Origin of the sequence: Salinicola endophyticus (genome assembly GCF_003206575.1) — a bacterium.
Lineage (GTDB): Bacteria > Pseudomonadota > Gammaproteobacteria > Pseudomonadales > Halomonadaceae > Salinicola > Salinicola endophyticus.
Genome location: NZ_PZJO01000003.1, coordinates 47,929 through 71,871, shown reverse-complemented (window position 1 = coordinate 71,871; position 23,943 = coordinate 47,929). Strand labels below are relative to the sequence as shown.

21 protein-coding genes and 1 riboswitch are annotated in these 23,943 nt (G+C 65.4%); of the genes, 12 read left to right on the top strand and 9 right to left on the bottom strand.

The genetic code is table 11. The features are described from left to right. Positions 1 to 17: 17 nt before the first annotated feature. Positions 18 to 956: a transcriptional regulator FeaR gene (feaR, locus tag DOM66_RS06950; protein ID WP_110673926.1), complete on the bottom strand. Its 939-nt coding sequence runs from the start codon at positions 954 to 956 to the stop codon at positions 18 to 20. A 163-nt stretch (positions 957 to 1,119) separates the two neighbouring features. On the opposite strand from feaR, the gene DOM66_RS06945 reads away from it, so the two are divergent. Next, positions 1,120 to 2,037, top strand: a complete 918-nt coding sequence (locus tag DOM66_RS06945) for a helix-turn-helix domain-containing protein (protein ID WP_157959009.1) — start codon at positions 1,120 to 1,122, stop codon at positions 2,035 to 2,037. A gap of 23 nt (positions 2,038 to 2,060) precedes the next feature. Here DOM66_RS06945 and DOM66_RS06940 read toward each other — a convergent pair whose 3' ends face one another. The 3 genes from DOM66_RS06940 to DOM66_RS06930 all read right to left on the bottom strand — a co-directional run bounded on the left by DOM66_RS06940 (position 2,061) and on the right by DOM66_RS06930 (position 5,089). Next, positions 2,061 to 3,356, bottom strand: a complete 1,296-nt coding sequence (locus tag DOM66_RS06940) for an NAD(P)/FAD-dependent oxidoreductase (protein WP_110689667.1) — start codon at positions 3,354 to 3,356, stop codon at positions 2,061 to 2,063. A gap of 91 nt (positions 3,357 to 3,447) precedes the next feature. Then, positions 3,448 to 3,873, bottom strand: a complete 426-nt coding sequence (locus tag DOM66_RS06935) for a Rid family hydrolase (RefSeq protein ID WP_110689666.1) — start codon at positions 3,871 to 3,873, stop codon at positions 3,448 to 3,450. Positions 3,874 to 3,955: 82 nt separating this feature from the next. Further along, complete coding sequence (locus DOM66_RS06930) at positions 3,956 to 5,089, bottom strand: tyramine oxidase subunit B (protein WP_110689665.1); 1,134 nt, start codon at positions 5,087 to 5,089, stop codon at positions 3,956 to 3,958. A gap of 277 nt (positions 5,090 to 5,366) precedes the next feature. Here DOM66_RS06930 and DOM66_RS06925 point away from each other — a divergent pair, with 277 nt between their 5' ends. Beyond that, entirely contained in the window at positions 5,367 to 6,818 is a 1,452-nt protein-coding gene (locus tag DOM66_RS06925; protein WP_245392381.1) for an aspartate ammonia-lyase, read from the top strand. Positions 6,819 to 7,070: 252 nt separating this feature from the next. Here the strand turns inward: DOM66_RS06925 and DOM66_RS06920 are convergent, their stop codons facing one another. Continuing rightward, positions 7,071 to 7,526 carry an NUDIX hydrolase gene (locus tag DOM66_RS06920; protein WP_110689664.1) on the bottom strand — a complete coding sequence of 152 codons (456 nt, stop codon included), beginning with the start codon at positions 7,524 to 7,526 and terminating at the stop codon, positions 7,071 to 7,073. A 768-nt stretch (positions 7,527 to 8,294) separates the two neighbouring features. On the opposite strand from DOM66_RS06920, the gene DOM66_RS06915 reads away from it, so the two are divergent. The 7 genes from DOM66_RS06915 to DOM66_RS06885 all read left to right on the top strand — a co-directional run bounded on the left by DOM66_RS06915 (position 8,295) and on the right by DOM66_RS06885 (position 15,385). Further along, positions 8,295 to 9,209 carry an MBL fold metallo-hydrolase gene (locus tag DOM66_RS06915; RefSeq protein ID WP_110689663.1) on the top strand — a complete coding sequence of 305 codons (915 nt, stop codon included), beginning with the start codon at positions 8,295 to 8,297 and terminating at the stop codon, positions 9,207 to 9,209. A gap of 67 nt (positions 9,210 to 9,276) precedes the next feature. After that, positions 9,277 to 10,539: an NAD(P)/FAD-dependent oxidoreductase gene (locus tag DOM66_RS06910; protein WP_110689662.1), complete on the top strand. Its 1,263-nt coding sequence runs from the start codon at positions 9,277 to 9,279 to the stop codon at positions 10,537 to 10,539. A 52-nt stretch (positions 10,540 to 10,591) separates the two neighbouring features. Continuing rightward, a complete protein-coding gene (locus DOM66_RS06905; protein ID WP_110689661.1) occupies positions 10,592 to 12,382 on the top strand; it encodes a SulP family inorganic anion transporter in 1,791 nt (596 codons plus the stop codon). A 44-nt stretch (positions 12,383 to 12,426) separates the two neighbouring features. Next, positions 12,427 to 12,903 (top strand): YeeE/YedE family protein, encoded by a 477-nt coding sequence (locus tag DOM66_RS06900; RefSeq protein WP_110689660.1) that lies wholly within the window; start codon positions 12,427 to 12,429, stop codon positions 12,901 to 12,903. Next, on the top strand, positions 12,900 to 13,313 hold the full coding sequence (locus DOM66_RS06895) for a DUF6691 family protein (protein WP_110689659.1): 414 nt from the start codon (positions 12,900 to 12,902) through the stop codon (positions 13,311 to 13,313). Before DOM66_RS06900 ends, DOM66_RS06895 begins: the two co-directional genes overlap by 4 nt. Before the next feature lie 75 nt (positions 13,314 to 13,388). After that, positions 13,389 to 14,084: a response regulator gene (locus tag DOM66_RS06890; protein WP_110689658.1), complete on the top strand. Its 696-nt coding sequence runs from the start codon at positions 13,389 to 13,391 to the stop codon at positions 14,082 to 14,084. Next, on the top strand, positions 14,081 to 15,385 hold the full coding sequence (locus tag DOM66_RS06885; RefSeq protein WP_110689657.1) for a sensor histidine kinase: 1,305 nt from the start codon (positions 14,081 to 14,083) through the stop codon (positions 15,383 to 15,385). Before DOM66_RS06890 ends, DOM66_RS06885 begins: the two co-directional genes overlap by 4 nt. A 64-nt stretch (positions 15,386 to 15,449) precedes the next feature. Here DOM66_RS06885 and dsbG read toward each other — a convergent pair whose 3' ends face one another. From dsbG to dsbD, 3 genes are all read right to left on the bottom strand, one after another. After that, positions 15,450 to 16,229: a thiol:disulfide interchange protein DsbG gene (gene dsbG / locus DOM66_RS06880; protein ID WP_245392380.1), complete on the bottom strand. Its 780-nt coding sequence runs from the start codon at positions 16,227 to 16,229 to the stop codon at positions 15,450 to 15,452. A 68-nt stretch (positions 16,230 to 16,297) separates the two neighbouring features. Further along, entirely contained in the window at positions 16,298 to 17,122 is an 825-nt protein-coding gene (locus tag DOM66_RS06875; protein WP_110689655.1) for a redoxin family protein, read from the bottom strand. Between the two features lie 2 nt (positions 17,123 to 17,124). Then, positions 17,125 to 19,017, bottom strand: coding sequence for a protein-disulfide reductase DsbD (dsbD, locus tag DOM66_RS06870; RefSeq protein WP_110689654.1), 1,893 nt, complete (start codon positions 19,015 to 19,017; stop codon positions 17,125 to 17,127). Positions 19,018 to 19,334: 317 nt separating this feature from the next. On the opposite strand from dsbD, the gene DOM66_RS19520 reads away from it, so the two are divergent. Next, positions 19,335 to 19,565, top strand: a complete 231-nt coding sequence (locus DOM66_RS19520) for a hypothetical protein (RefSeq protein WP_157959008.1) — start codon at positions 19,335 to 19,337, stop codon at positions 19,563 to 19,565. Here the strand turns inward: DOM66_RS19520 and DOM66_RS06865 are convergent. Next, complete coding sequence (locus DOM66_RS06865) at positions 19,556 to 20,716, bottom strand: carbohydrate porin (RefSeq protein ID WP_157958768.1); 1,161 nt, start codon at positions 20,714 to 20,716, stop codon at positions 19,556 to 19,558. The two genes, DOM66_RS19520 and DOM66_RS06865, sit on opposite strands and share 10 nt — an antisense overlap. A gap of 511 nt (positions 20,717 to 21,227) precedes the next feature. Here DOM66_RS06865 and chrA point away from each other — a divergent pair. Both chrA and eno read left to right on the top strand, forming a co-directional pair. Continuing rightward, a complete protein-coding gene (gene chrA, locus DOM66_RS06860) occupies positions 21,228 to 22,430 on the top strand; it encodes a chromate efflux transporter (protein WP_110689652.1) in 1,203 nt (400 codons plus the stop codon). A gap of 82 nt (positions 22,431 to 22,512) precedes the next feature. Further along, positions 22,513 to 22,575, top strand: a riboswitch (Fluoride riboswitch). A 60-nt stretch (positions 22,576 to 22,635) separates the two neighbouring features. Continuing rightward, a complete protein-coding gene (eno, locus tag DOM66_RS06855) occupies positions 22,636 to 23,940 on the top strand; it encodes a phosphopyruvate hydratase (RefSeq protein WP_110689651.1) in 1,305 nt (434 codons plus the stop codon). The last annotated feature ends 3 nt before the right edge of the window (positions 23,941 to 23,943 follow it).

Below are 23,943 nucleotides of genomic sequence, written 5' to 3'. Positions count from 1 at the left end.
CCGCCCGGCTGTGATTCTCAGGCCACCTGCGCGAGTCGCGCACGACGGTATTCCCGAGGCGAGCTCGCGAACTCGCGCTTGAAGGCGCGGCTGAAGTGCGCCGAGTCGGTGAATCCCCATTGATACGCGATCTGAGTGATCGAGCGCTTGGTCAGGACCGGGCTGGCCAGCGCCTCGGCGCAGCGGGCCAGTCGGCGGCGCTGCACATAGCGACACACCGTTTCATCGTGCTGCTCGAACAGGCGGTAGAGCTGGCGCTCCGATATATGAAAGACGTGGGCCAGCCGCTGCGGGCCGATGTCCTCTTCGTGCAGATGTTGATCGATGAATTGCTGAACACAGGTGAAGAGCGTGCCATCGGCCTGCGCCAGAAACGAGGGCGTGAGGGCCTGGTGCTGGTGGATCGCCGGCAGCAGGGCCGCCAGGGACGCCAGGACCCCCTGGTCGCGTTCGTCGGTCGCGGCCAACGGCTCGCTCACGATGCGATTGACGATGAGCTGCAGAACCTGGCTGCTGGCGCAGTCTGCGGTGATCTTCATGAAGGGGATCGCGGTGTCGCCGAAGTGCCGGGCGATGTCACTGCGCGAGAGATGCAGCGAGTTTTGTTCGACCAGGCCGTGGGGCGTGATCTCGAAGGCCCTGGGGGAGTCCATCAGTACCATGTCGCCCGGGCGCAGCGTGATCTGGGTGTCGTTCTGCTCCAGGGTGGCGTGTCCCAGCTTCTGCACGACCAGAAAGCAGTGACGGTCCTCGTGGCAACGCTGAGCCTGGCTGCTGGTGATCTTTGCGGCGTTGGTGACGATATGGGCGATATCGATGCCGCCATTGGTGCGTGCCGAGATACTGCCTTGAAAGTTCAGGTGCTCTCTTGGCTTGGCATCGAAATTGCCACAAATCTGACGAATGGCATCGAGCCAGACGTCGAACGATTGAGAGGTTGCATTCGTGGAGAGCATGGAGTCACCTTTTTCACTAACACACTAATTATTTTTGGGTTCTGAATAAAAAGATGCCTTGTCATCGCCACCTACGGGTCGAGCCAGCACGGGCTGGTCGCCGTGGCTGGCGGGCGACAACGAGATGCCATGGCCTCGAGCGCTGCGCTCGAAGGAGTCATTCGTGAACATCACCCTGCACCACTGTCGTGATGCTGCCGAGCAAGCCCTGCGCCTGGATGGCTGGCAGCAGGAGATCAGCCAGATCGAGGCGGGCCATTTTTCCGGTGAGATCGTCGATGTCGCCAGCCATTCGGTTCGCCTGTTTCGTGAAAGTGCCAATCTGAGCCTGTTCCAGCGCATGCATTTCCCCGAGTCCCAGTGGCATCTGGTGACGCCGATTCGCTGGCCCAGTGCGAGTCTGTTCGGTATCGATACCGTGACGCTATTGCCCCGCTGTGATCAGTTCTGGAGCGTGGTGCCCTCGAATTACGATCTGCTGGTGGTCTCCATTGACCGCAGCCGTCACGAATGGTTGGGGCGCGATGAGTATCGACTGCGACGACTCGAGGTATCCCCGGGGCTGTTGCACCAGGTCCGCGGGCAGTGGCAGTGGATGACCGACTACCTGAGCCAGCGCCCCGCCCATGAACCGATACCGCCGGCGCTGCAGCAGTCGCTGATCCGTCAGCTCGAAGAGAGCATCGACATGCTGCTCGGCAGCGATGTGCCCACCATCGAGCCGGATGCCAACAACTATCGGACCCGGCGCTATATCGTCGAACGCTGCCAGGCGCTGATCCAGAGTCGTCCGGAGGACCCGCCTTCGCTGATGGCACTCTGCGACCAGTTGAAGATCTCACGACGCACACTCCAATACAGCTTTCAGGCCGAGGTGGGGCAGTCGCCGGTGGCCTATCTGCGCGCGCTACGGCTCAATGCCGTGCGACGCAGCCTGCTTCAGGATCCGGCCCAGTACCTGGCGGATGCTGCTGCCGCGCAGGGCTTTTTCCACCAGAGCTATTTTTGCCGCGAATATCGGCGCCTGTTCCAGGAGTCACCCTCTGCGACGCGGGCCCGATTGCTCGAGTCGCCAAGTTGACGGCGTCCGTTGTCGTACAGCGCCTAGAATCGGCCGAATCGGTAGGGCTTTGGATCGATGAGCGGCGCCGAGTTCATGACAAGATCGGCCGCTAGCTGCCCCGCTGCCGGTGAGGTACCGAAACCATGGCCGGAGAAGCCGGTGGCCAGTGTCAGTCCCGGCACGCCCGGCACCGCATCGATGACCGGGTTCGAGTCCGGAGTGATGTCGATCATGCCCGCCCATGATTCCACTACGTTCATGTTCTCGAACACCGGCCAGGCCGCCGCCAGATTGCGGTACGCCTCCTGGTTGAGCCCCTCGTTGATCGCTGGGTCGATGGTGCGCGTGTGCTCGCGCTCGAACGGCGATCGCCCCTGCTTCCAGCGCCTGGGTAGTGTGAGATCCCGCCAGAAAGGCTTGCCCAGCGAGATCCGCAGCATCCCGCGCTGCGCGCGCAAGGCGCTCAAGTACTTGGCGCCGACCAGCAGGTGATCCAGCGTCAGGGGGGCATCCAGTGCGCCACGCTGGGTCACGATGAAACCACCATCCTTGTGCTTTCTGAACGAGAAATCCGGCCCGCCGACGGCCACATCGGTGGGGCCTTCCATGGCGCCGGTACGAAACACCGACAGGACCAGCGGGAGTGTCGGCAGGGAGATGCCGATATTGCCCAGAAAGCGGCGGGACCCCATGCCGCCGGCCAGCAGCACCTGATCGCAGCGGATCTCGCCGCGCTCGGTCACGACTCCGCTGACCCGGCCGCCAGCGCGGGTGATGTTGCGCACCGCGCAGTGTTCGACGATCACCGCGCCACGGGCGATGGCCGCGCGGGCGATGGCGCTGGAGGCAAGTGTCGGCTCGGCGCGGCCGTCGGACGGCGTGAAGATAGCACCGGCCCAGTCGCCACGACCGCCCGGCACCTGCGCGTCGATCTCGCGGGGGCTCAGCAGCCTGGAGTCCAGCGACAGCTCGGATACCGAGTCGAGCCAGGCCTCGTGCACGGCCAGCTGAGCGGGGGTGCGCGATAGAAACATGATCCCCGACTGGCGATAGCCGACGTCACTGCCGGTCCGCTCGGCCATGGTCGCCCACAGCGTGTCAGCGGCGAGTGCCAGCGGCACATCCTCGAGATGACGATTGGTCTTGCGAACCCAGCCCAGGTTACGCGAGGACTGCTCGCCGGCCAGCCGGCCCTTTTCCAGCACGACGACCGGCACACCGCGCTCGGCGAGCGTCAGCGCGGCGGTCAGACCGATAATGCCGCCACCGATGATGACCACGGTGGTGGCGTCGGGAAAATCCTTGGAGGTATCGACGGGTGCAATGGTTGGAGCCATGAAAGTGTCCTGGTCGATGAGTCGGCGAACCGGAGGCGGCCGGTCACTGCCAGCCACCTGTCGGGCGCCCGGATGGGGCGCGGACGAGCTCTCACTGTGCGGAGGTGTCGATCCGGTGGATCTCGGCGCTGCCGGCGCCGCGATAGGCGGTCACTTCCAGCTCGACCTTGTAGACCTCGGCACCCAGCGGCGGGCAGGTCACGGTGATGACGGGGTCGATGCCGTGCATGATCTCGCCGAACAGACCCATGACGGTGTTGGTGTCGGCCGGGTCCTGGATGAAGATTTTCGCGGATACGATGTCGGCAAGGCTGCTGTCGACCGCGGCTAGGCCGCGCTCGATATTGGCGAACACCTGCTTCAACTGCTCACCGACGTCGTCGGGAATCTGCTTGGTGGTCGGATGGCGTCCGGCGGTGTTGGAGACGAGGATCCAGTTGTCGACGGCTACCACGCGGGAGTAACTGGCGTGCTCTTCGAAGGGGGAACCGGTCTTGACCTTGGTGATGTGGGTCATGGTAGGGCGCTCATGTTGCAATCGACGAAAAAGGCGGACACCGGCCATACTGCCGATGCCCGCAAACGGGGGCCGTGTCGGCTCATTTCAGGGCAGGTTCATCCCACAGATTCAGCCTGACGCCGATGCCCTGTTCCACGGCCTTGCGGTAGATCACCGTCGCCCAGGCGACATCCTCGACCGGCATGCCGCCGACCGACATCATGATGATCTCGTCGTCGTTCCTGCGCCCCGGGCTATCGCCGGAGACGATCGCACCCAGGTCTTCCAGCGCGCTGGCATCGAGGGTGCCGGCGTGCAGCATGTCCATGAATTTCACGCCGATCAGCGGAATGGTGTGGTGCGCGGGCTTGGGCACTTCCTCGTACCAGGCCTCGTAAAGGCCGGTGTTGTCGAGCACCTTGCGGATCTCGGGCGCCTCCAGGTCTTCATCGAAGTTGGTCGGTGCCGGCATCGCCAGAAACGCACCGGGCTTGACCCACTCGCGCTTGACCAGGGGGTACTGGTCGGGGTCGCCGACTTCCCCGGAGGCGCAGTAGGTCACGATGTCGGAGTCGCGCACCACCGCTTCCGCCGTATCGACCACCTCGACGGTCAACTGCGGATAGTGCGTCTTGGCCCAGTCGATGAACTCGTTGACGCTCTTCTCGCTGCGACCCTTGACCTTGACGGTGTCGATGTCAGGGCAGGTCGCCATGAACGCGGCGACGCTGGTGCGGCCCATCACGCCCGGGCCCAGAAGGCCGACGACACGGGAATCCTTGCGTGCCAGATGACGCGCGCCGACACCCGGCACCGCGCCGGTACGGTAGGCCGACAGCAGGTTGGCCGACATGTACGCCAGGGGCGCGGCGGTGTCCGGGTCGGTCAGCGTGAACATCAGAATGGAGCGGGGCAGGCCCTTGTCGCGGTTGGCGATGTTGGAGCCGTACCACTTCACGCCCGAGGTGCAGAAGCTGCCGCCCAGATAGGCCGGCATCGCCATCATGCGGCGGTCCGCGGTCGGTTTGGGCATGGTGGGGAAGGGCGACTCCTCCGGGAACATGATCATCGCGCCGTGCGAGTCATTGTTGGGGCCGGCCATACGGTAGTCACCGGTATGGAGAAGATGAAAGACCTCTTCCATGGTATCGACGCAGGCGGCCATATCGGTGACGCCGGCGCGGATCATGTCCTGCTCGGACAGGTAGATAAAATCGATCTTCGTATCGTTCATTGCTGACTCCGTCGCAATATTATTCTTGATATGCACGGACTCATATTGCGCACCCTCTGGAGTCAGCGTTAGCACAGATCGGCAACATATGCGTTTCCGCGCTGCCGGGTCGTTACCGGTCTCCTCATCAGCGGTGCTCTCCCCATGCCGGGCGGGCATGCACCACCACGCAACGGCATTGGGCAGGCGAGCCGGAGCGGCGTTACCTTACGCCCAGCGGCGCCGGCACCCCGGCGCCCAGGCCGTTCGAACCCCCTGACTGAAGACGATACCCACCATGATGGCGACCCCGGATCTCGGCACTGACGCCGACACGATCCCCACCCGTGAAGAGAAGGACCTGCTGGGCGTGCTGCCCGTGCCCCAGAGCGCCTACTACGGCATCCAGACCCAGCGCGCGGTGGAGAACTTCCACCTGAGCGGCGTGCCCCTGGCGCACTATCCCAAGCTGGTGATCGCGCTGGCCATGGTCAAGCAGGCCGCGGCGGAGGCCAATCACGAGCTGGGCTATCTCGACGCCACCCGTCTGGAAGCGATCCGCCACGCCTGCCAGACGCTGATCGCCGGCGAGCACCACGATCAGTTCGTGGTCGACATGATCCAGGGCGGGGCGGGTACCTCGACCAACATGAACGCCAACGAGGTGATCGCCAATCTGGCACTCGAACACCTCGGCCACGCCAAGGGTGACTACGCGCACCTGCACCCCAACAACCACGTCAACATGGCGCAGTCGACCAACGACGCTTACCCCACCGCGATCCGCCTCGGTCTGCTGCTGGGCCACGATGCGCTGCTCGGCAGTCTGGCGCAGCTGCGCGACGCGCTGGCGGACAAGGGCGCGGCCTTCGCCGACGTGCTCAAGATGGGCCGCACCCAGCTGCAGGATGCGGTGCCGATGACGCTGGGCCAGGAGCTCAACGCCTTCGCCACCACCCTGGGCGAGGATCTGGGCCACCTGGAGGCGCAGATTCCGCGCCTGCTGTGTGAGGTCAACCTGGGTGGCACCGCCATCGGCACCGGGATCAACTCCGACCCGCGCTATCAGCGCCTGGCGGTGGAGCGCCTCGGCGCGATCAGCGGCCAGCCGCTGGTGCCGGCCCAGGACCTGATCGAAGCCACCTCCGACATGGGGGCGTTCGTGCTCTTCTCGGGCATGTTGAAGCGCCTGGCGGTGAAGCTCTCCAAGATCTGCAACGACCTGCGCCTGCTCTCCAGCGGGCCGCGTGCCGGCTTCAACGAGATCAATCTGCCGCCGCGCCAGCCCGGCAGCTCGATCATGCCCGGCAAGGTCAATCCGGTGATCCCCGAGGCGGTCAACCAGGTGGCGTTCGAGGTGATCGGCAACGACCTGGCGCTGACCATGGCCGCCGAGGGCGGGCAACTGCAGTTGAACGTGATGGAGCCGCTGATCGCCTACAAGCTGTTCGACTCCATCCGCCTGCTGACCCGCGCCATGCACATGCTGCGCGAGCACTGCATCGAGGGCATCACCGCCAACGAGGCCCACTGCCGCGAGATGGTGGAGCGCTCGATCGGGCTGGTCACCGCGCTCAACCCGCATATCGGCTACGACAACGCCACGCGCATCGCCCGCGAGGCGCTGGTCTCCGGCCGCGGCGTGCTGGAGCTGGTGCTGGAGGAGAACTTGCTCGATCAAGCCTCGCTCGCCGATATCCTGCGCCCGGAGAATATGATTGCGCCCAGGCTCGCGCCCTTACGAGTCTAGGTAACGCCCAAGAGGGGCAGACAGAGAAGCCGCGACGGTCATGACCGCCGCGGCTTCCTTCAATGCGACAGCGTCGTCGAGGAAAAAAGACAATCACCGTCGCCCCTCATTATCAATGCAGGGCAATGGATACTCGCCGCTGAACCACGTGGATAGCCGGAATCGGTTGTATCGAGTCAGACGGTTTTGCCAGGCCGTGCTTCAAGAGCCAGGCCGGGCCCGACTCTCCATTGTCGTGCTTTGATGAGATCTTCACTTTACCGGCTTGCCCTCAATGATATCGGCCAGCAGGTCGATCAGGTTCTCGGGCTTGAAGGCTTGGCGTCCCTCGGCGCGCATCGCCTCCCGCGACCACCACTTCCATCGCTGGATGGTGGCCTTTTCCTCATCGGTCCAATCCGCCGCGAAAACCTGGGACGTCTTGGGGCAGCGCACCAGGTAATAACGTTCCCGCCACAACGCCGGCTGCGAGCGGGCAACGGCGAACACGGCTTCGCGCTCCATCACCAGCGGCCCGATCTCCTCGCGCAGCCCCGTCTCTTCGTACAGTTCCCGGCTGGCCGCCTGAAGATAGGACTCACCCGGTTTCAGTTCTCCGCCTGCCGTGGCCCAAAAAGCAGACGACGTATGTTCATCCTGGTATTGAAACAGCAACAAGGCACTCTGTTCGTTCACGAGCATCAATCTGGAGCAGTAACGCACTTCCATTGTTCACCACCGCTAACGGAAACAACACTTCAGGCAGCGCCTCTCATGCGCCGCCGGGCTCAGCAGGGCAGACTTCTCAAACAGAGACCACCGGGGGATATCGGCCGACAGCTACGGGATAGCTATCTGATGTGATATCGATCGATAGCTGTCGTCGTGCCGCCTCAACAAGGCCGTCTCAGCATCGGCGGCGCCACCAATGGCAGCACAACCGAAAAGAACAAAATCCACCCGGCCATATCGTCGACAACAGCGTCGACAACAGCGTCGACCACGGGATAACCCGTCTGTACGACACCCCTGAGAGGGTGTTTACAAAATGCCTGCGCTCGGCAATACGGCGTTAAAATCGGCCTCAAAATGCTCATTTACCCCGCGTAAACTCCGCTTTTTCGACCGATTTTGCCTTGTCTTGCCTTCGCTCGCCGACTTTGTAAACACCCTCTGAGAGGCCGCCCAATTCGGCCCATCATAGCCCATTGATTCCCATACCTTCTGTTTTCATCGGGCCTCTCTGACTGGCTAGAAGGCCACTTTGGCAAGCGAAAACCCGCGCTCGCGCGCTTGCACAGCGCCAAGGCCCGCAGTGCCACTCGCCCGTCCGGTTCCGCTGCGCGCCAGTGGCCCGGTCGTAGGTCAAGGCGGCCAGCAAGGCACCGGAAAGCCTGTCTCCATGCAGGAAAAACGGCATAAGTTATATTTCAAAAAGGTATAACGTTAGAACTTAAATGGCGTTATGCTGAGGAAGTCGCCCACCAAGGAGCCGTCATGCACACCTTCGCTATCTCCCGTGGTGATCGGGAACACGGCCGGCCCGATGTCGCCGGTTTCTTCGACCCGCGCACCTTCAGCGTCCAGTACGTCGTCAGTGACCCGGCCACGCGCCGCTGCGCGATCATCGATCCGGTGCTCGACTACGATGAAAAATCCGGGGCGACCGCGACCCACCACGCCGATGAGCTGCTCGCCTATATCGCCCGGGAAGGGCTCGAGGTGGCGTGGATTCTGGATACCCACCCCCACGCCGATCACTTCTCCGCCGCGCGCTATCTGCACGACAAGACCGGCGCGCCGACGGCGATCGGCGCCCAGGTGGTCGAGGTCCAGGCGCTGTGGAAGCGCATCTACAACTGGCCGGCACTGCCCACCGACGGCAGCCAGTGGGACCGCCTGTTCAGCGATGGCGAGACCTTCACCCTGGGTGAACTGCCGGTGCGGGTGATGCACTCGCCGGGGCATACCCTGGCCTCGGTCACCTATGTGATCGGTGACGCCGCCTTCGTCCACGACACCCTGTTCCAGCCCGACTTCGGCACCGCCCGGGCCGACTTCCCCGGGGGCAGCGCCCACCAGCTATGGCATTCGATTCAGGCGATTCTGGCGCTGCCCGATGACACCCGCCTGTTCACCGGCCACGACTACATGCCCGACGGCCGCGAGCCGCAGTGGGAGAGCACGGTGCGCGAGCAGCGCCAGCACAACAAGCATCGCCTGGGCGAGAGCAGCGAGGCGGAGTACGTCGCACTGCGCCAGCAGCGCGATCACGAGCTGCCGATGCCCAAGCTGATCCTGCATGCGCTGCAGGTGAATGTGCGCGGCGGCCGTCTGCCGGAACCGGAAGAGAACGGCAAGCGCTACCTCAAGATCCCGCTGGATGCGCTGGAGGGCGCGGCCTGGGAGTGAGGTGGGCCCGCTCGATACGCCGCCCCATCGATATGACACAAGCACAGGCCGCAGGAGAGACAGCCTCATGAGTGAGACCCCAGACGCCTCGACGGCATCCACCACCCGGCACCATGATGTGGTGATCGTCGGCGGCGGTGCCGGCGGCATCGCCGCCGCGGCGAGCCTGCATCGGCGCCAGTCCGATCTCGATATCGCCATCGTCGAGCCGGCGCAGGATCACTTCTATCAGCCCGGCTGGACGCTGGTCGGCGGTGGCGTCTTCACCCCGGAGCAGACGCGCCGTTCGATGCGCTCGGTGATGCCGGGCTTCGTCACCTGGCACCAGACCAGCGCCGAACGCCTGTTGCCGGAGTCCCGCCAGGTGGTACTGGGTGACGGTTCGACGCTCGGCTACCGGGCGCTGGTGGTGGCGCCGGGTCTGGAACTCGACTGGCAGGCGATCGAGGGGCTGGAGGAGAGCCTGGGCAGCCATGGCGTCACTTCCAACTACCGCTTCGATCTGGCGCCCTATACCTGGTCGCTGGTGCAGGGCATGCGCGGCGGCAAGGCGCTGTTCACCCAGCCGCCGATGCCGATCAAGTGTGCCGGGGCACCGCAGAAGGCGATGTATCTCGCCTGCCATGAGTGGGAAAAGCAGGGCGTCCTGGGCGATATCGAGGTCAACTTCCACAACGCTGGCGGTGTGATGTTCGGCGTCCCGGACTTCGTGCCGGCGCTGGATGCCTACGTTCAGCGCTATGGCATCCACAAGCGGTTCCAGCAGGATCTCATCGCCGTGGACGGTACGGCCCAGAAAGCGCGCTTTCGCGTCACCGACGGTGAGTCCAGCGAGGAGATCGAGACCGATTTCGATATGCTCCACGTGGTGCCGCCCCAGCGCGCGCCACGGCTGGTGCGTGACTCGCCCCTGGCCAACGCCGGTGGCTGGCTCGATCTCGATGCCGAGACCCTTCAGCACAACCGTTACCCGGATGTCTTCGGTCTTGGCGATGCCAGCGGTACCGGCAACGCCAAGACCGCCGCCGCGGTGCGCAAGCAGGCGCCGGTGGTGGCGGACAACCTGCTGGCGGCACTTGATGGTAAGCCGATGCCTTCCGGCTATGCGGGGTATGGCGCCTGCCCGCTGACGGTGGAGCGCGGCCGGGTGGTGCTGGCGGAGTTCGGCTACGGCGGCCAGCTGCAGCCGACCTTTCCCGCCTGGCTCAACCAGGCCACCCGGCCGACCCGGCTCGGCTGGCACCTCAAGGCGCAGCAGTTGCCCTTCATCTACTGGCACCTGCTGCTCAAGGGGCGCGAGTGGCTGGCCAAGCCGCAGGCGCGGGGGTGAGCATGCGCAGGTTCCTGAGCCGGCGGTGGGCGGGTAGCGGAGCCGTGAGCGCATGACCCCGTTGCCTCGGCGCGGGTGGGCGCGCTGGCTGCCGATCCTCGACTGGGGGCGGCACTACCACGCCGGCCTGCTGGGCCAGGATCTGCTCGCCTCGATCATCGTCGCGCTGATGCTGATTCCGCAGGCGCTGGCCTACGCCATGCTCGCCGGTCTGCCGCCGGTGGTGGGGCTCTATGCCAGCCTGGTGCCGCTGGTGATCTACACCCTGCTCGGCAGCAGCGCGACGCTCTCGGTCGGCCCGATGGCGGTGGTCTCGCTGATGACCGCCGCGGCCCTGGCTCCGGTCGCCCCCGCGGGGTCGGCGGCGTATATCGCCGCGGCGCTGGTGCTGGCGCTGCTCTCCGGGGCGATCCTGCTGATCATGGGGCTGTGTCGGTTGGGCTTTCTGGTCAACTTCCTGAGCCACCCGGTGATGACCGGCTTCGTCAGTGCCTCGGGGCTGCTGATCGCGGCGAGCCAGATCAAGTCGCTGCTCGGCATCGAGCTCTCCGGGGCCACGCTGCCGGCGCTGGCTCAGGCGCTGCCCGGGGCGCTACCGGGGCTGAGCCTGCCGACATTGCTGGTCGGGCTGGGCTCGCTGGCGCTGCTATGGGCGATCCGCCGCCACGGCAAGGCGCTGCTGGGGCGCTGTGGCGTACCCACGGGGGCGGCCGCCATGCTGGTCAAGCTGGGCCCGATCGTGACCATCGCGTTGGCCGCCGCCATCGCCGGCGGCGCCGGCTGGCTGGGCGGTGAGATCGCGGTGATCGGCCCGATTCCCGCCGGGCTGCCGCCGCTGCGCCTGCCCGAGTGGGACCCGGCGCTGTGGCAATCGCTGCTGGGCTCGGCGGTGCTGATCAGCATCGTCGGCTACGTGGAGTCGGTCTCGGTGGCCCAGGCACTGGCGATGCGCCGCGGCGAGCGGGTCGACCCGGATCAGGAGCTGATCGGTCTGGGTGGTGCCAATCTGGCCGCGGCCTTCACCGGTGGCATGCCGATCACCGGCGGCTTCTCGCGCTCGGTGGTCAACTTCGATGCCGGTGCCCGCACCCCGGCGGCCAGCGCCTTCACCGCGGTGGGTATCGCCCTGGCCATGCTGTGCCTGTCGCCCTGGCTGGGGGTGCTGCCGCTGGCGACCCTGGCGGCGACGATCGTCATTGCCACCCTGTCGCTGATCGATCTGCCGGCGTTCGCGCGGGTCTGGCGCTACGCCCGCGGCGAGGGTGTGGCGATGACCGCCACCGCGCTGGCGACGCTGATCCTGGGCGTGGACGTGGGGATCGTGGTCGGCGTGGGCATGTCGCTGGCGCTGCATCTCTACGGCACCAGCCGGCCCCACAGCGCCGAGGTGGGTCGCATCCCGGGGACCGAGCACTTCCGCAACGTGCGCCGCCACGCGGTGGAGACCGATGCCGGAGTGGCCATTCTGCGGGTCGACGAGAGCCTCTATTTCGCCAACGTGCGCCATCTGGAAGATCTGGTCACCGCGGTGGTCAATCGCACGCCGCCGCCCCATGACCTGGTGCTGGCGTGCCAGGCGATCAACGTGATCGATGCCAGCGCGCTGGAGAGTCTCGAGTCGCTCAACCGACGCCTGCGCGAGCGCGGCATCGGGCTGCATCTGGCCGAAGTGAAGGGGCCGGTGATGGATCGCCTGAGCCGCACCGAGCTGCTGGAGACGCTCAACGGCCGGGTCTTCCTGAGCACCTTCGACGCCTGGTGCGCCCTGCATGGTCGGGGTGCCGCACCCTTGAGTCACCCCTGTCTCGCCACGCCGGCAGCGGCACATTCGGCGGCGGAGTGAAAGCGGCTCCCGGGATCATGAACGCTATCAAAGGAGGTATGAAGATGGACCTATCGAGTGCCGGGTTCGGGCTCGCTGGCGGCGTGCTGATCGGGCTCTCCGCCACCCTGCTGATGGGGCTCTTGGGTCGGATCGCCGGCATCAGCGGGATTCTCTCCAGTGCGCTGTTCGAGCGCGGCGGGGACCGCGGCTGGCGGCTGGCATTCCTGCTGGGGCTGGTCTCCGGCCCGGCGTTACTGCTGCTGCTGGGTCTCGACTGGGGCAATGTGGCGCCTCGCGGCGGCGTGGCAGCGCTCGGTAGTGCGGTGATCGGCGCGCCGCTCGCGGGCACGCCGACGATGCTGCTCGCCGGGCTGCTGGTCGGATTGGGCACCGGGCTCGGCAGTGGCTGCACCAGCGGCCACGGGGTGTGCGGGCTGGCCCGTCTTTCTCCACGTTCACTGGCCGCCACGCTGGTCTTTGTACTGGTGGCGATGCTCACCGTGTTCGTTGTGCGCCATCTGGCGGGAGGTGGCGCATGAAGCCCGTGGCGGGTTATCTCGCCGGGCTGCTGTTCGGGCTCGGGCTGGCGCTGAGCGGCATGACCGACCCTGCCCGGGTGATCGGCTTTCTCGATGTCGCCGGCGCCTGGGACCCGATCCTGATCTTCGTGCTCGGCGGTGCCGTGGTCACTACCTTCATCGGTTACCGGCTGGTGTGGCGCCGCGGCACGCCGCTGCTGGCGGGGCGGTTCCAGCTGCCGACCCGGCGCGACCTGGATGCCCGTCTGCTGGGTGGCGCTGCGCTCTTCGGCATCGGCTGGGGGCTCTCCGGCTACTGCCCGGGGCCGGCAGTGGCCTCGCTGGCAGGGCTGAGCTGGCCGCTGGCGGCGTTTCTGGTGGCGCTGGTGCTGGGTTGGTGGCTATCGCGCCGGCTTTCTCCCGTTCACTGAGGAGCCAACTCATCCTGGCATCATCGCCGTTCGCCAGACTGTGGCGGGGATGGATCGGGTGAAAACGGGAGAAACATGCGCGTACTGCTCGTGGAAGACGATGCACCGGTGGCGGCCGGCATCGAAGCGGGACTGGCGCTGAGCGATTTCGTCGTCGATACCGTGACCACGCTGGACGGTGCACGCGGGGCGCTGGCCGCGATCGACTACGATGCCGCGGTGCTCGATCGCCGTCTGCCTGACGGCGATGGTTTGACGCTGCTGCAACAGTGGCGTCGCGCGGGTATTGCCATGCCGGTACTGATGCTGACGGCGAGAGACGCCGTGGCCAGTCGTGTCGAAGGGCTTCAGGGCGGGGCCGACGATTATCTGGTCAAACCATTCGACCTTGATGAGTTGACGGCAAGGTTGCAGGCGCTGTTGCGCCGCAGCGCCGGGCAGGTCGACCGCTCCCTTCGTCACGGGCACCTGGCGATGGACCCCGTTGCTCGCAGCGTGACGTTGGATGGCGCACCGGTGGCGCTGGTGCGTCGCGAGCTGATGCTGCTGGAGGCGCTGATGCGGGCGCGTGGGCGGGTCCTGAGCGCCGACCAGCTGAAGGATCGCCTTTACGGCATCGATGACGAGATCGAGAGCAACGCCCTCAACGTGCATATCTATCAGTTGCGTCGCAAGCTGGGACGCGATGTCATCGAGACGGTCCGGGGCGTCGGCTACCGTCTCGGCGCGCTTGCCGCCGCCGAGCGACTGCATGGCGACACGCCCTCATGAGCCTGCGGCTGCGTCTCGTCGCCACGCTCGGGATCACGCTGATGCTGCTCTGGGGGCTGACGGCGGCGTGGTCGATGCGCGATCTCTCGACCCAGCTCGAGCGTTCGCTGGATCAGCGTCTGGCACAGTCGGCGCGAATGGTGGCCGGCCTGCTCGATCGCGTGCCGGCGGCGGCCTGGGATGAAGAAGTGGGCGAGACATCGACCATCCCTGCGCTCGAGGGTGTTGCGTGCCGGGTGTCTTCGCTGCGCGGGCAGGTGGTGGCGGGTACGCATCCGGAAATGAACGATGTTCTCGCAGTCGATGACGAAGGCTATAGCGACCGCGATCACAATGGGCAGCGCTGGCGCGTCTATACCCTGGTCGACGACGACAAGCGCATCACCGTGGCGGATCGCCTGCGGGAACGGGCGTCACTGTTGGCTCAAGTACGCCGTGCCGCTTTCTACCCCTTTCTGCTCGCGTCGATCGGCAGTCTGATCGCGCTGTGGTGGGGCGTGACCCGGGGGCTGTCGCCGCTGTCGAGGCTGCAGCGGCGCTTGATGTCACGCGATCACGACGATCTCTCGGCACTGCCGATCCGCGGCTTGCCGGGGGAAATTCGCCCACTGATCGAGGGGTTCAACACCCTGCTGGCACGCACCCGGCGCATGCTGGAGTTGGAGCAGCGCTTTACTGACGATGCCGCGCATGAACTGCGCACGCCGCTGACCGCGATTCGTACCCATCTGCAGATCGCGCGACGCGTCGACGGCGATCCCCGCCGGGAGGCGATGCAGCAGGCGGAGGCGGGGGTGGGACGGCTGACGGAGACGCTCGACCAGTTGCTGTTGCTGGCACGCATGGAGAGCGAGGAGATCACTCGGGGGAGTGTCGACTCTACGCGGCTTGGCGACGCCCTGGAGGCCGCGATGGTGGAGACCGGCAGTCGTGATCGATGCCACTGGCACGCGTCGGTCGGTCGGCTTCACGTTGCGTTGTCCGGGGAGTTGCTGGTGATCGCGCTGCGCAATCTGCTCGAGAACGCCATGCGTCACGGTTCGCCCGACACCCCGATCGAGGTCGAGGCACACGAGACGGATGGCATGGCCGTGATCGACATCGCCAACCGGAGCGAGACCATCCCGCCCGATGAACTGGCCCGACTGACAGAGCGCTTCCATCGCGGCAATCATCCTCAGGGCAGCGGCCTGGGGTTATCCATCGTCGAGACGATCGCCACCCGGGCCGGCGGGAGCCTGCGGCTCGCCTCCGACGATGATGTCGGGCTGCGGGTTACGCTCTCGCTGCCCCTGGCCTGATTCGCCAGGGGCGGGTGAGCAGGGGGGATGAATAAGGGGGATAAGCAGTGGTGGACAGGAAAGCTCAGGGCGAGTCGCTACCCATGATGGTGCGCAGCTTGTCCGGTGCGGGGGCACCCATGACCTTGTGCACCGCGCCATCGTCGTCCTGGTAGAAAATCACCGGTGTGGCATGGAGCTGGGCGTCGCGCATCACTTGCGTGTTGTCGGCGACCCATCGCTCGCTCTGATCGGTTCCTTCGCTGTCCGGCATGGCGTCGGTGCGATAGTGCTCGGCGATCGCGGCGCTGGGATCGTCTGCCGCCAGGATCGCGGCGGCCTTCTCAGGGCTGTCCGCTTTCAGAATGCCCACCATCAGATGACGAATCTGCACATCACCGCTTTCGACCCAGGGCTGAGCATCCTGCCAGAACTTGCGGCAGTAGGGGCAGTTGGGATCGCTGAAGGTGTAGACCACGCGCGAGGCATCGGTATCACCCTCGCGAACCCAGTGTTGCTCCGCCATTGCCTTCCATAGCTCGGCATTCTTTGGTCCATCGACGAGCTGTTCCAGCGGCCCGGCGGAGACGTCGCGGCCCTGGGCGTCGATCAGCGTGCCGACGACGGCATGATCGCCGTCCGGCGTCAGATAGGCGGCCACGCTCTGCCCTCGAATGCTGGCAGCGTAGCCCTTGAGCCCGCCGGGGGCGTCGAATTCACCGTGAATGGTGAGGCCCTGCCGCTCGAGTGTCTGGATCGGCGTGGGCCAGTCGGCGGCGGCGGGCAGGCTCGTCGCCAGGGCAATACCGGCGGCCAATGGCAGCGCGAGGCGCAGTGGCATCATTCGGGGGGCGTGGTCTTGCATCGTTGTCGTCTCCTTTTCTGGATATCCGGGGCGAATGAAGCACTCGGGTTGAACGCGCGTCCGGGGCGTCATGGAACGAAGCGCTCGAGACTGCGATCGAGCGTGGCACGGGAAAGCTCACCGAAGTGGGTGTCGACGAGCTGGCCATCGGCGTCGTAGTAGAGCGTGGTCGGCATCGCCACCGCGCCCACCTTCCGACCGAAGGTCATGTTCGGATCGCGATAGAGGTGATCGAGCGTGAGTGACTCTCGCTGCAGAAACGTCTTGATGACCTCGACGCTCTCGCCCTGATTGACGAACACGAACGACACGTCGCCCCGCTCTCGCTGGGCCTGTTCCAGCATCGGCATCTCACGACGACAGGGCGGGCACCAGCCCGCCCAGAGATTGACCACCATGGGTTGGTCGGCTTCCTGCAGTACGGTGGGCAGAACCACCGGCGAACCATCGAGGTCTGCTAGCGGGATCGAGGGCAGGCTCGCCCCGCGGGGTGTCATCAATGTCAGGGCGCCAGCGGTCATCGACCACGCCAGGGCACCCGAGAGAACCGCTGCACCTAGGGGACGGCGCATGGCCGGCTGCCGCCAGAAACGCCAAGCCAGATAGATGAAAGCGATGACCAGCCCCGCCAGTGGCTCGAACCCGCGATCCCGGATGTCTAGCCAGGACCAGAACGTGTCGTAGCTCTGCCAGTAGCGGGCCACGAACACGATGCGTGCAGCCATCACGCCGAACAGCAACGCATTGAACAGGACATCGCCGACGCTGATCTGTCGACGACGGCCCATCCAAGCACCTACGATCAGGGCGACGATCATGGCCACGACCAGCAGAAGCTGACCCAGACTCACGCCCAGGGGCCCCAGAGCGATACTGCGATCGAGCGGATTCATGGTCAGCCCTCCATGGACTCGTTGGCCCGCTGCCTGGCTTGCGCATAGCGGTCGAGAAAGGCTTCGGCATCCACCTCGCCGATGATGCGGACGCTGCGCTGCTCCTGACCGTTGGGGCCGAACCACATCAGGGTCGGTGGTCCAACGACACCGAAGTGCTGCATGATCGCCTGGTCCTCGGCGTCGTAATCCGTAACGTCGATACTCAGTCGCTGCACGTCCTGGAGCGCATCCTTCACGGCCGGGTCGCTGAACACTTCCCGTTCGATGACCTCGCAGGAGACACACCAGTCAGCAGTGAATTCGACCAGTGTCATCTGGCCGCTGTTGGCGCTGGCCTGGACGCGGCGTTCGAGCGTGTCCAGGTCCTTTACATCGTCGAACGCGATGGGCCCAGCTCCATTGGCACCCTGCGAGGTTGCTGCCACACCGCTCGGGACGTAGACCGAGAGGGGGTGCCACGGATCCTTGGCGCCACCGGCGGCACCGATCAGGATCAACACGCTCCACAAGCCGATGATCGCGGCGCACGTTGTCGCCATCAGGGGGAGAACGCTACCCGTCCTATTCTCTTCCAGGCGATTGCCATTCGGGTCGGCACCACGCGCCATGGCGACGAGAGAGATCGCTACCCCCAGGCCCAGTGCGCCCCACAGGCCAAGAACGATGGCATCCGAGAGGGTTCGGGCGACGAACCAGATCGCCATGCCCAGCAGCACGAAGCCGAACAGCGCTTTGACGCGGGTCATCCAGGCGCCGGGCCTGGGCAGCAACTGGCTGCCGAGCGTGCCGATCAGCACCAGCGGGGCGCCCATGCCGAGGCCCAGCGCGAGCAGTGCCGCACCGCCCAACCACGGATTGCCGGTGTCGGCGATGAAGAGCAGGGCGCCGGCGAGAGGAGCGGTCATGCAGGGGCCGACCAGCAGGGCGGAGAGCCCCCCCATGGCAGCGACGCCCGTGAAGCGGCCGCCGCGTTGTCTCGACAGTCCCGCATCCAGGCGTTGACGCAGCGCCCGTGGCAGTTCGAGCTCGAAGGCCCCGAACATGGCGAGCGCCAGCACCACGAACAGCACCGAGAAAATGCTGATGAACCAGACGTTCTGGAACAGCATCTGCAGATTGGCGCCGGCCATGGCCGCGGCCACACCCAGTATCGCGTAGGTCGCGGCCATGGGAAGGACATAGGCAAGTGAGAGCATGAAGCCGGCGGTGCGCGGATTCCCTCCGCTGCGACGTTGGCCAACGATCAGACTGGAGAGAATGGGGATCATCGGCAGCACGCAAGGCGTGAAGGTCAACAGCAGCCCCATGCCGAAGAACGCTGCCAGCGTCCAGATGCCGTTGCCACCGGCGAGCTGCGCCGCCAGCTGCTGATCTTTCGCCATCGCCGCGCCTGTCTGGGTATCGGGGCTCGGTGTGACAGACGATGACGTGGCAGATGGCGCGTTCGCGGTGTCGCTTCCCGAGGCCTCGGCGACCGACTCCAGATCGAAGGTCCGCTGCTGGGGTGGATAGCAGAGGCCGGCATCGGCGCAACCCTGCCAGTGAAGGGTGAGGGTATCGGCTTCCCCGGGCTGCGTGGTCATGCGCAACGCATGACGGTAGATCTCGGAACGGCCGAAATACTCGTCCTCGATGGTTTCCCCCTCGGGGATGTCGAGCGATAGTTCGCGCTCATCGGCCTGAGCAGAGAAGCTGTGGCGATAGAGGTAGTAACCGGGCTCGATCTGCCAGTCGATTTTCACCTCGTCGCCGTCTTGTATCAGCGTCGGTGCGAAGGCCTGGTCCGGTGGCAGGAAGTCGCTCTGTTGCCCGAACGGATCCTGCGCCATGGCCAGCGTGGCCATGGCGAACAGGACCAGCGCCACGGCCCAGCGTTCCCGGCTAGATGGCATCCTCGACTCCTGTGCCTGTTCGTTTCGATGCTGGCAGGTTGGACCAGAGAGATGAGCTGAAGATGAAGCGATGTTTGACACGCTGAATATCGAGAGCCGGCGGTACCAGCCTACTGGCGGGTGACCACCAGGAGCCCGATCAGCAGCGCCGCGCCACCCGTCAAGAAGCTGGTGGTCAGCGTCTCCTGGTGCGCCCTGCACGGTCGAGGGGCGGCGCCCTTGAGTCACCCCTGTCTCGCCACGCCGGCAGCGGCACATTCGGCGGCGGAGTAGAGAGGGGTATCGTAGCGCAGCGAACGCTATCCAAGGAGATATGAGTGTGGATCTATCGAGTGCCTGGTTCGGGCTCGCTGGCGGCGTTTCTGGTGGCGCTGGTGCTGGGTTGGTGGCTGGCGCGCCGGCTGGCGCTGGGCCACTGGGTGGCGGGGCTAGCAAGAGGGAAGGGCAAGAGAGAAGGGCAAGCGAGAGAGAGCGGCAAGGCGGCCTTCCCTGGCCAGCCTGCAGTGACACCTGTCATCCCCAGGGGACGACTGGGACCTCAGAAGTAGTACTTGAAGCGTACCCGCACGCCGTAGCGGTCCACGGCCTTGTCTGAACCGTCGTGGCGGAGATGGCTGTAGTAGGCGCCCGGGTAGATCTCCATACCCTTGAGCGACATCACGTCGCTGAAGCGGTAGGAGGTGTAGACGGTGTCGATCTTGTAGCGGCCCGCCATGGAGATGAGCTTGTCGCTGTCGGCGTTTTCGCTGACGTTATCGATGTCGTTGCGGGCGTGGATATAGCCGAGGCCAAAATCGTTCCACAGCGCGTTCAGCCCCAGCGTGAAGTCCTTTTCGTCCGGGGCGTCCATGTAGGCCAGGTTGGCGTTCAGCGTCCATTCACCGTCGGCGTAGGAGAGGCGCGTGGCGTAGCCGTGGCGGTCGCTGATGTCGGTGCCGTTGGCGTCGACCAGGGCGTCGTTGACCAGATTGGTTTCGAGGCCGGCAGCCAGCGTCCAGGGGCCCGGGGTCCAGGCGACGACCGGGCGTACCATGAAGAAGTCCTTGGCGTTGTCCTTGGGGTCGATCTTGTAGCCGTGATAGGTCTTGGAACCGAACAGATCGCGGCGATCGCCGAACAGGGTCGAGATCTCGGCGTAGAAGTCGCCGCTTTTCTGGCTGAACATCACCTGCCCGGCATCGCCGGCACGCCCTCGGGCTTCTTTGGCTTGGTAGATATAGCCGCGCCCGTCACGATAGAGGCTGTCCGAGGTATCGCCGCTATATTTGACGAAGACGTCCTGCCCCTTGGGGAACAGGTTGAAGGCCTTGAAGCGTCCGATCTTCATCTGTGTGCCGGCGTCGTTGCCCAATGCCAGCCAGGCGTCGTCGACGCCCATCTTGCCGGCGGTTTTTACCGTCGGCTGCGCCTTGAAGTTTGCATAGTAACCGGCGTGGCGTTTTTCGCCCTTGAACGTCAGCCGGATGCGGCCATCCTGGTCATACTCGTCGTGATTCTTGGCAGCATCGCCGGAGAAGAGTGGGCCGGACGCGGTCTGGTTGTTCTGCGCGTTGATATTCAGCTCCACGTCGCCGCCGAGGGAAAGGTAACCATCGTCGGTCTCTTGACGCAGGTCGGCGTGCGCCGTGGAGGTCAGTGCCAGCGTCAGCAGGCCCAGTGCCGCCAATGGCAGGCGGCTATCGTGTGCTATGCTTTTCATCGGTGTATTCCCGTTTCCAACTGGTGTGTTGTGATGCCTGGTGGGTGATGGGGCGCCATGTGATCGTTCGGGCCTGCACGCCCGGGCGATCTTCGAGCTGCCGGCCCCTGTCGGCAGCTCCCTTCCTCTTGCTCTCTTTTCCCTGCGTCTCTTTTCCCTGCGTCTCTTTGCTCTTGTTGTCGGTGTGCGGCGTCTGCGTGTCTTGATTCGGTACCGTGAGCGCATGGGGCGCCAGCGGCCGTCGCTGACTGGGCATGGCCTTTCCGCCCGCTTGTTACACGGGAGTGTATTTGGCGCCTGCTTTGTTTACATTTGGTTACGAAATAGCTTCCTCTAGCGAAACAGTCTCGTATTTCGATGCCCCAGGATGGGGCGGATGGCCGGCGCCATGGCACTGTGGCGGGTGTTTGCCGAACCTGAGATAGTGCCTTTGCCCCGGCCAGCCGGGATCGGGAGTCGCCCGGCGCGCTGCCGTGGCGGCTGGAGGAACCGTCGTCGAAGCGCGAGCCATATGCACACGCCCAAAGTCTCCTCTGCCCACCTGGGGAAGCTGTTCCGCATCTTTCTCTGGCTGGGGATCACCTCCTTCGGTGGGCCCGTGGCGCACCTGGGCTACTTCCGCGAGGCGTTCGTGGTGCGCCGACGCTGGCTCGGCGAGTCGGACTTCGCCGATCTGGTTGCGCTGTGCCAGTTCCTGCCCGGGCCTGCCAGCAGCCAGGTTGGTTTTGCCATCGGCCTGCGCCGCGGCGGCCTGCCCGGTGCGCTCGTCGCCTGGTGCGCCTTCACGTTGCCTTCTGCCGTGGCGCTGGTGCTGTTCGCCGCCGGCGCCTCGACTCTGGGGGGTGAGCTCGGTCAGGCGCTGCTCCATGGCCTCAAGCTGGTGGCGGTCGCGGTGGTCGCCCACGCGGTCTGGGGCATGGCCGGCAAGCTCTGCCCCGACCTGATCCGCGCTGCCATTGCGCTGATCGCCCTGTGCCTGGCGCTGCTGCTCGGTGGCGCCGCCGGTCAGTTGGGCGCCATCCTGATGGGCGCGGGCATCGGCCTGTGGCGCTGCCGCCCGGTGCCGATGCTGGCCAGCGCCCACCCTCTGATACCCTCGCGGCGCTGGAACCTGCCGGCGCTGATCGTGTTCTTGGTACTGCTGCTGCTGTTGCCGCTGATGGCGGCGTCAGGGGGCGGGGCGGTGATCGCGGTGATGGCGGCCTTCTACCGCGTTGGTGCGCTGGTCTTCGGTGGCGGGCATGTGGTGCTACCGCTGCTGGAGGCCGCGGTGGTCGAGCCCGGCTGGGTCACCCAGAGCGTTTTCGTCACCGGCTACGGCATGGCCCAGGCGGTGCCGGGGCCGCTGTTCACCTTTGCTGCCTATCTGGGCGCGGCGATGGCCCCCGGTACTCACGGCTGGCTGCTGGCGGCGCTGGCCACGGTCATGATCTTTCTACCTGGCATGCTGCTGTTGATCGGTGTGCTGCCCTACTGGGAGCGGCTGCGCGCCTCGGCCAGTGCGCAGCGGCTGATCCAGGGCACCAACGCCGCCGTGGTCGGTATCCTCGCAGCGGCGCTGTACGACCCGATCTGGCAGAGCGCCATCGTCGCGCCGCTGGATATCGTCCTGGCAGCGCTGGGCTTTGGGCTGCTGACGCGCTGGCACTGGCCGGCGTGGCGGGTGGTCGTGCTGCTCGTCGCGGCCGCGGTGGGTATCGGACTCGTGGGGTGAGCCTGAGGCGCGACGCGATCGCGACCTGTTCACGCAACAGGCTGTCGATTCGTCCTGGCGCGGAGGTCAGGGGGCTGCTACGTTGGAATAAGGAGATGGCATTCCTCCTTTAACCGCCATTTCGGCTGATGATGCCTGTTCAACCCGTGAAGCTTGCCCAGCGTGATCGCTGGCGGCATTTTCGCGAATGTTCAGGAGCGGCATCATGTCAGCACAACCTGCCTGTCATATCTCTTCGCTTTTCGCTCTCGAAGTTCTGGATTCCCGCGGTAATCCCACCGTGGAGGCCTGCGTGACCCTCAACGATGGCTCCAGCGGCCGCGCCATCGTGCCCTCGGGCGCCTCTACCGGCTGTCGTGAAGCCGTCGAGCTGCGTGACGATGACCCCGCTCGCTATCAGGGGCGTGGCGTGCTCAAGGCGGTGGCCAACATCAACGATCTGATCGCCCCGGCACTGATCGGCCAGCGGGCCGACGAACAGCGTCGGCTGGATCGCCTCATGTGCGAACTCGACGGCACCGACAGCAAATCGCAGCTGGGTGCCAACGCCATCCTGGCCGTATCGATGGCGCTGACCCGCGCCGCCGCCAGTCATCACCACCAGCCGCTCTATCGCTACCTGGGGGGGAGCAACGCGCATCTGCTGCCGGTGCCGTGCCTGAACGTCATCAACGGCGGTCGGCACGCCAGCAACAACCTGGATATCCAGGAGTTCAAGATCGTGCCCCACCAGGCGAGTTCTTTTGCCGAGGCGATTCGGATGGGGGAAGAGACCTTCCATGCGCTCAAGACCCTGCTGGCCGATAGTGGCCTCGGCACCGGGATCGGTGACGAAGGCGGATTCGCGCCGATGCTGACGAGCAACGAACAGGCGGTAGAGCTGATCCTCCAAGCCATCGAGGCGGCCGGGTATCGCCCCGGCGAGGATATTTCACTGGCGCTGGACCCCGCGGCCAGCGAAATGGCCGACACCGGGGGGTATCGGTTCAGCCATTCGGACAACGCCCTGCGCAGTGCCGACGAGATGATCGAACTGTGGCAGGCGTGGCTGGATCGCTACCCGATCCTGTTGCTCGAGGACCCGCTGGGCGAGGAGGACTGGGCCGGCTGGGAAACACTGACACGGCAGCTCGCAGGCCGGGTGGAGCTGGTCGGCGACGATCTGCTGTGCACCAACCCTGAATTGCTTCAGCGCGCCATCGATCGGGGTGTCGCCAACTCGGTGCTGATCAAGCCCAACCAGATCGGCACCGTCACCGAAACCCTCGACTGCGTGGCCCTAGCCAATCGCCATGGTTACGGCTGCTATCTCTCCCACCGATCCGGAGACAGCGAGGATACCTTCATTGCCGATCTGGCCGTGGCGATCGGCTGTGGGCACATGAAAACCGGATCGGGCTGTCGTAGCGAACGGGTCGCCAAGTTCAACCAACTGCTGCGGATAGAACACGAACTGGGCAGCCAGGCGAGCTTCGCCGGCCGTGGGACTTTCCGCACGCGCAGTGCCTGAACG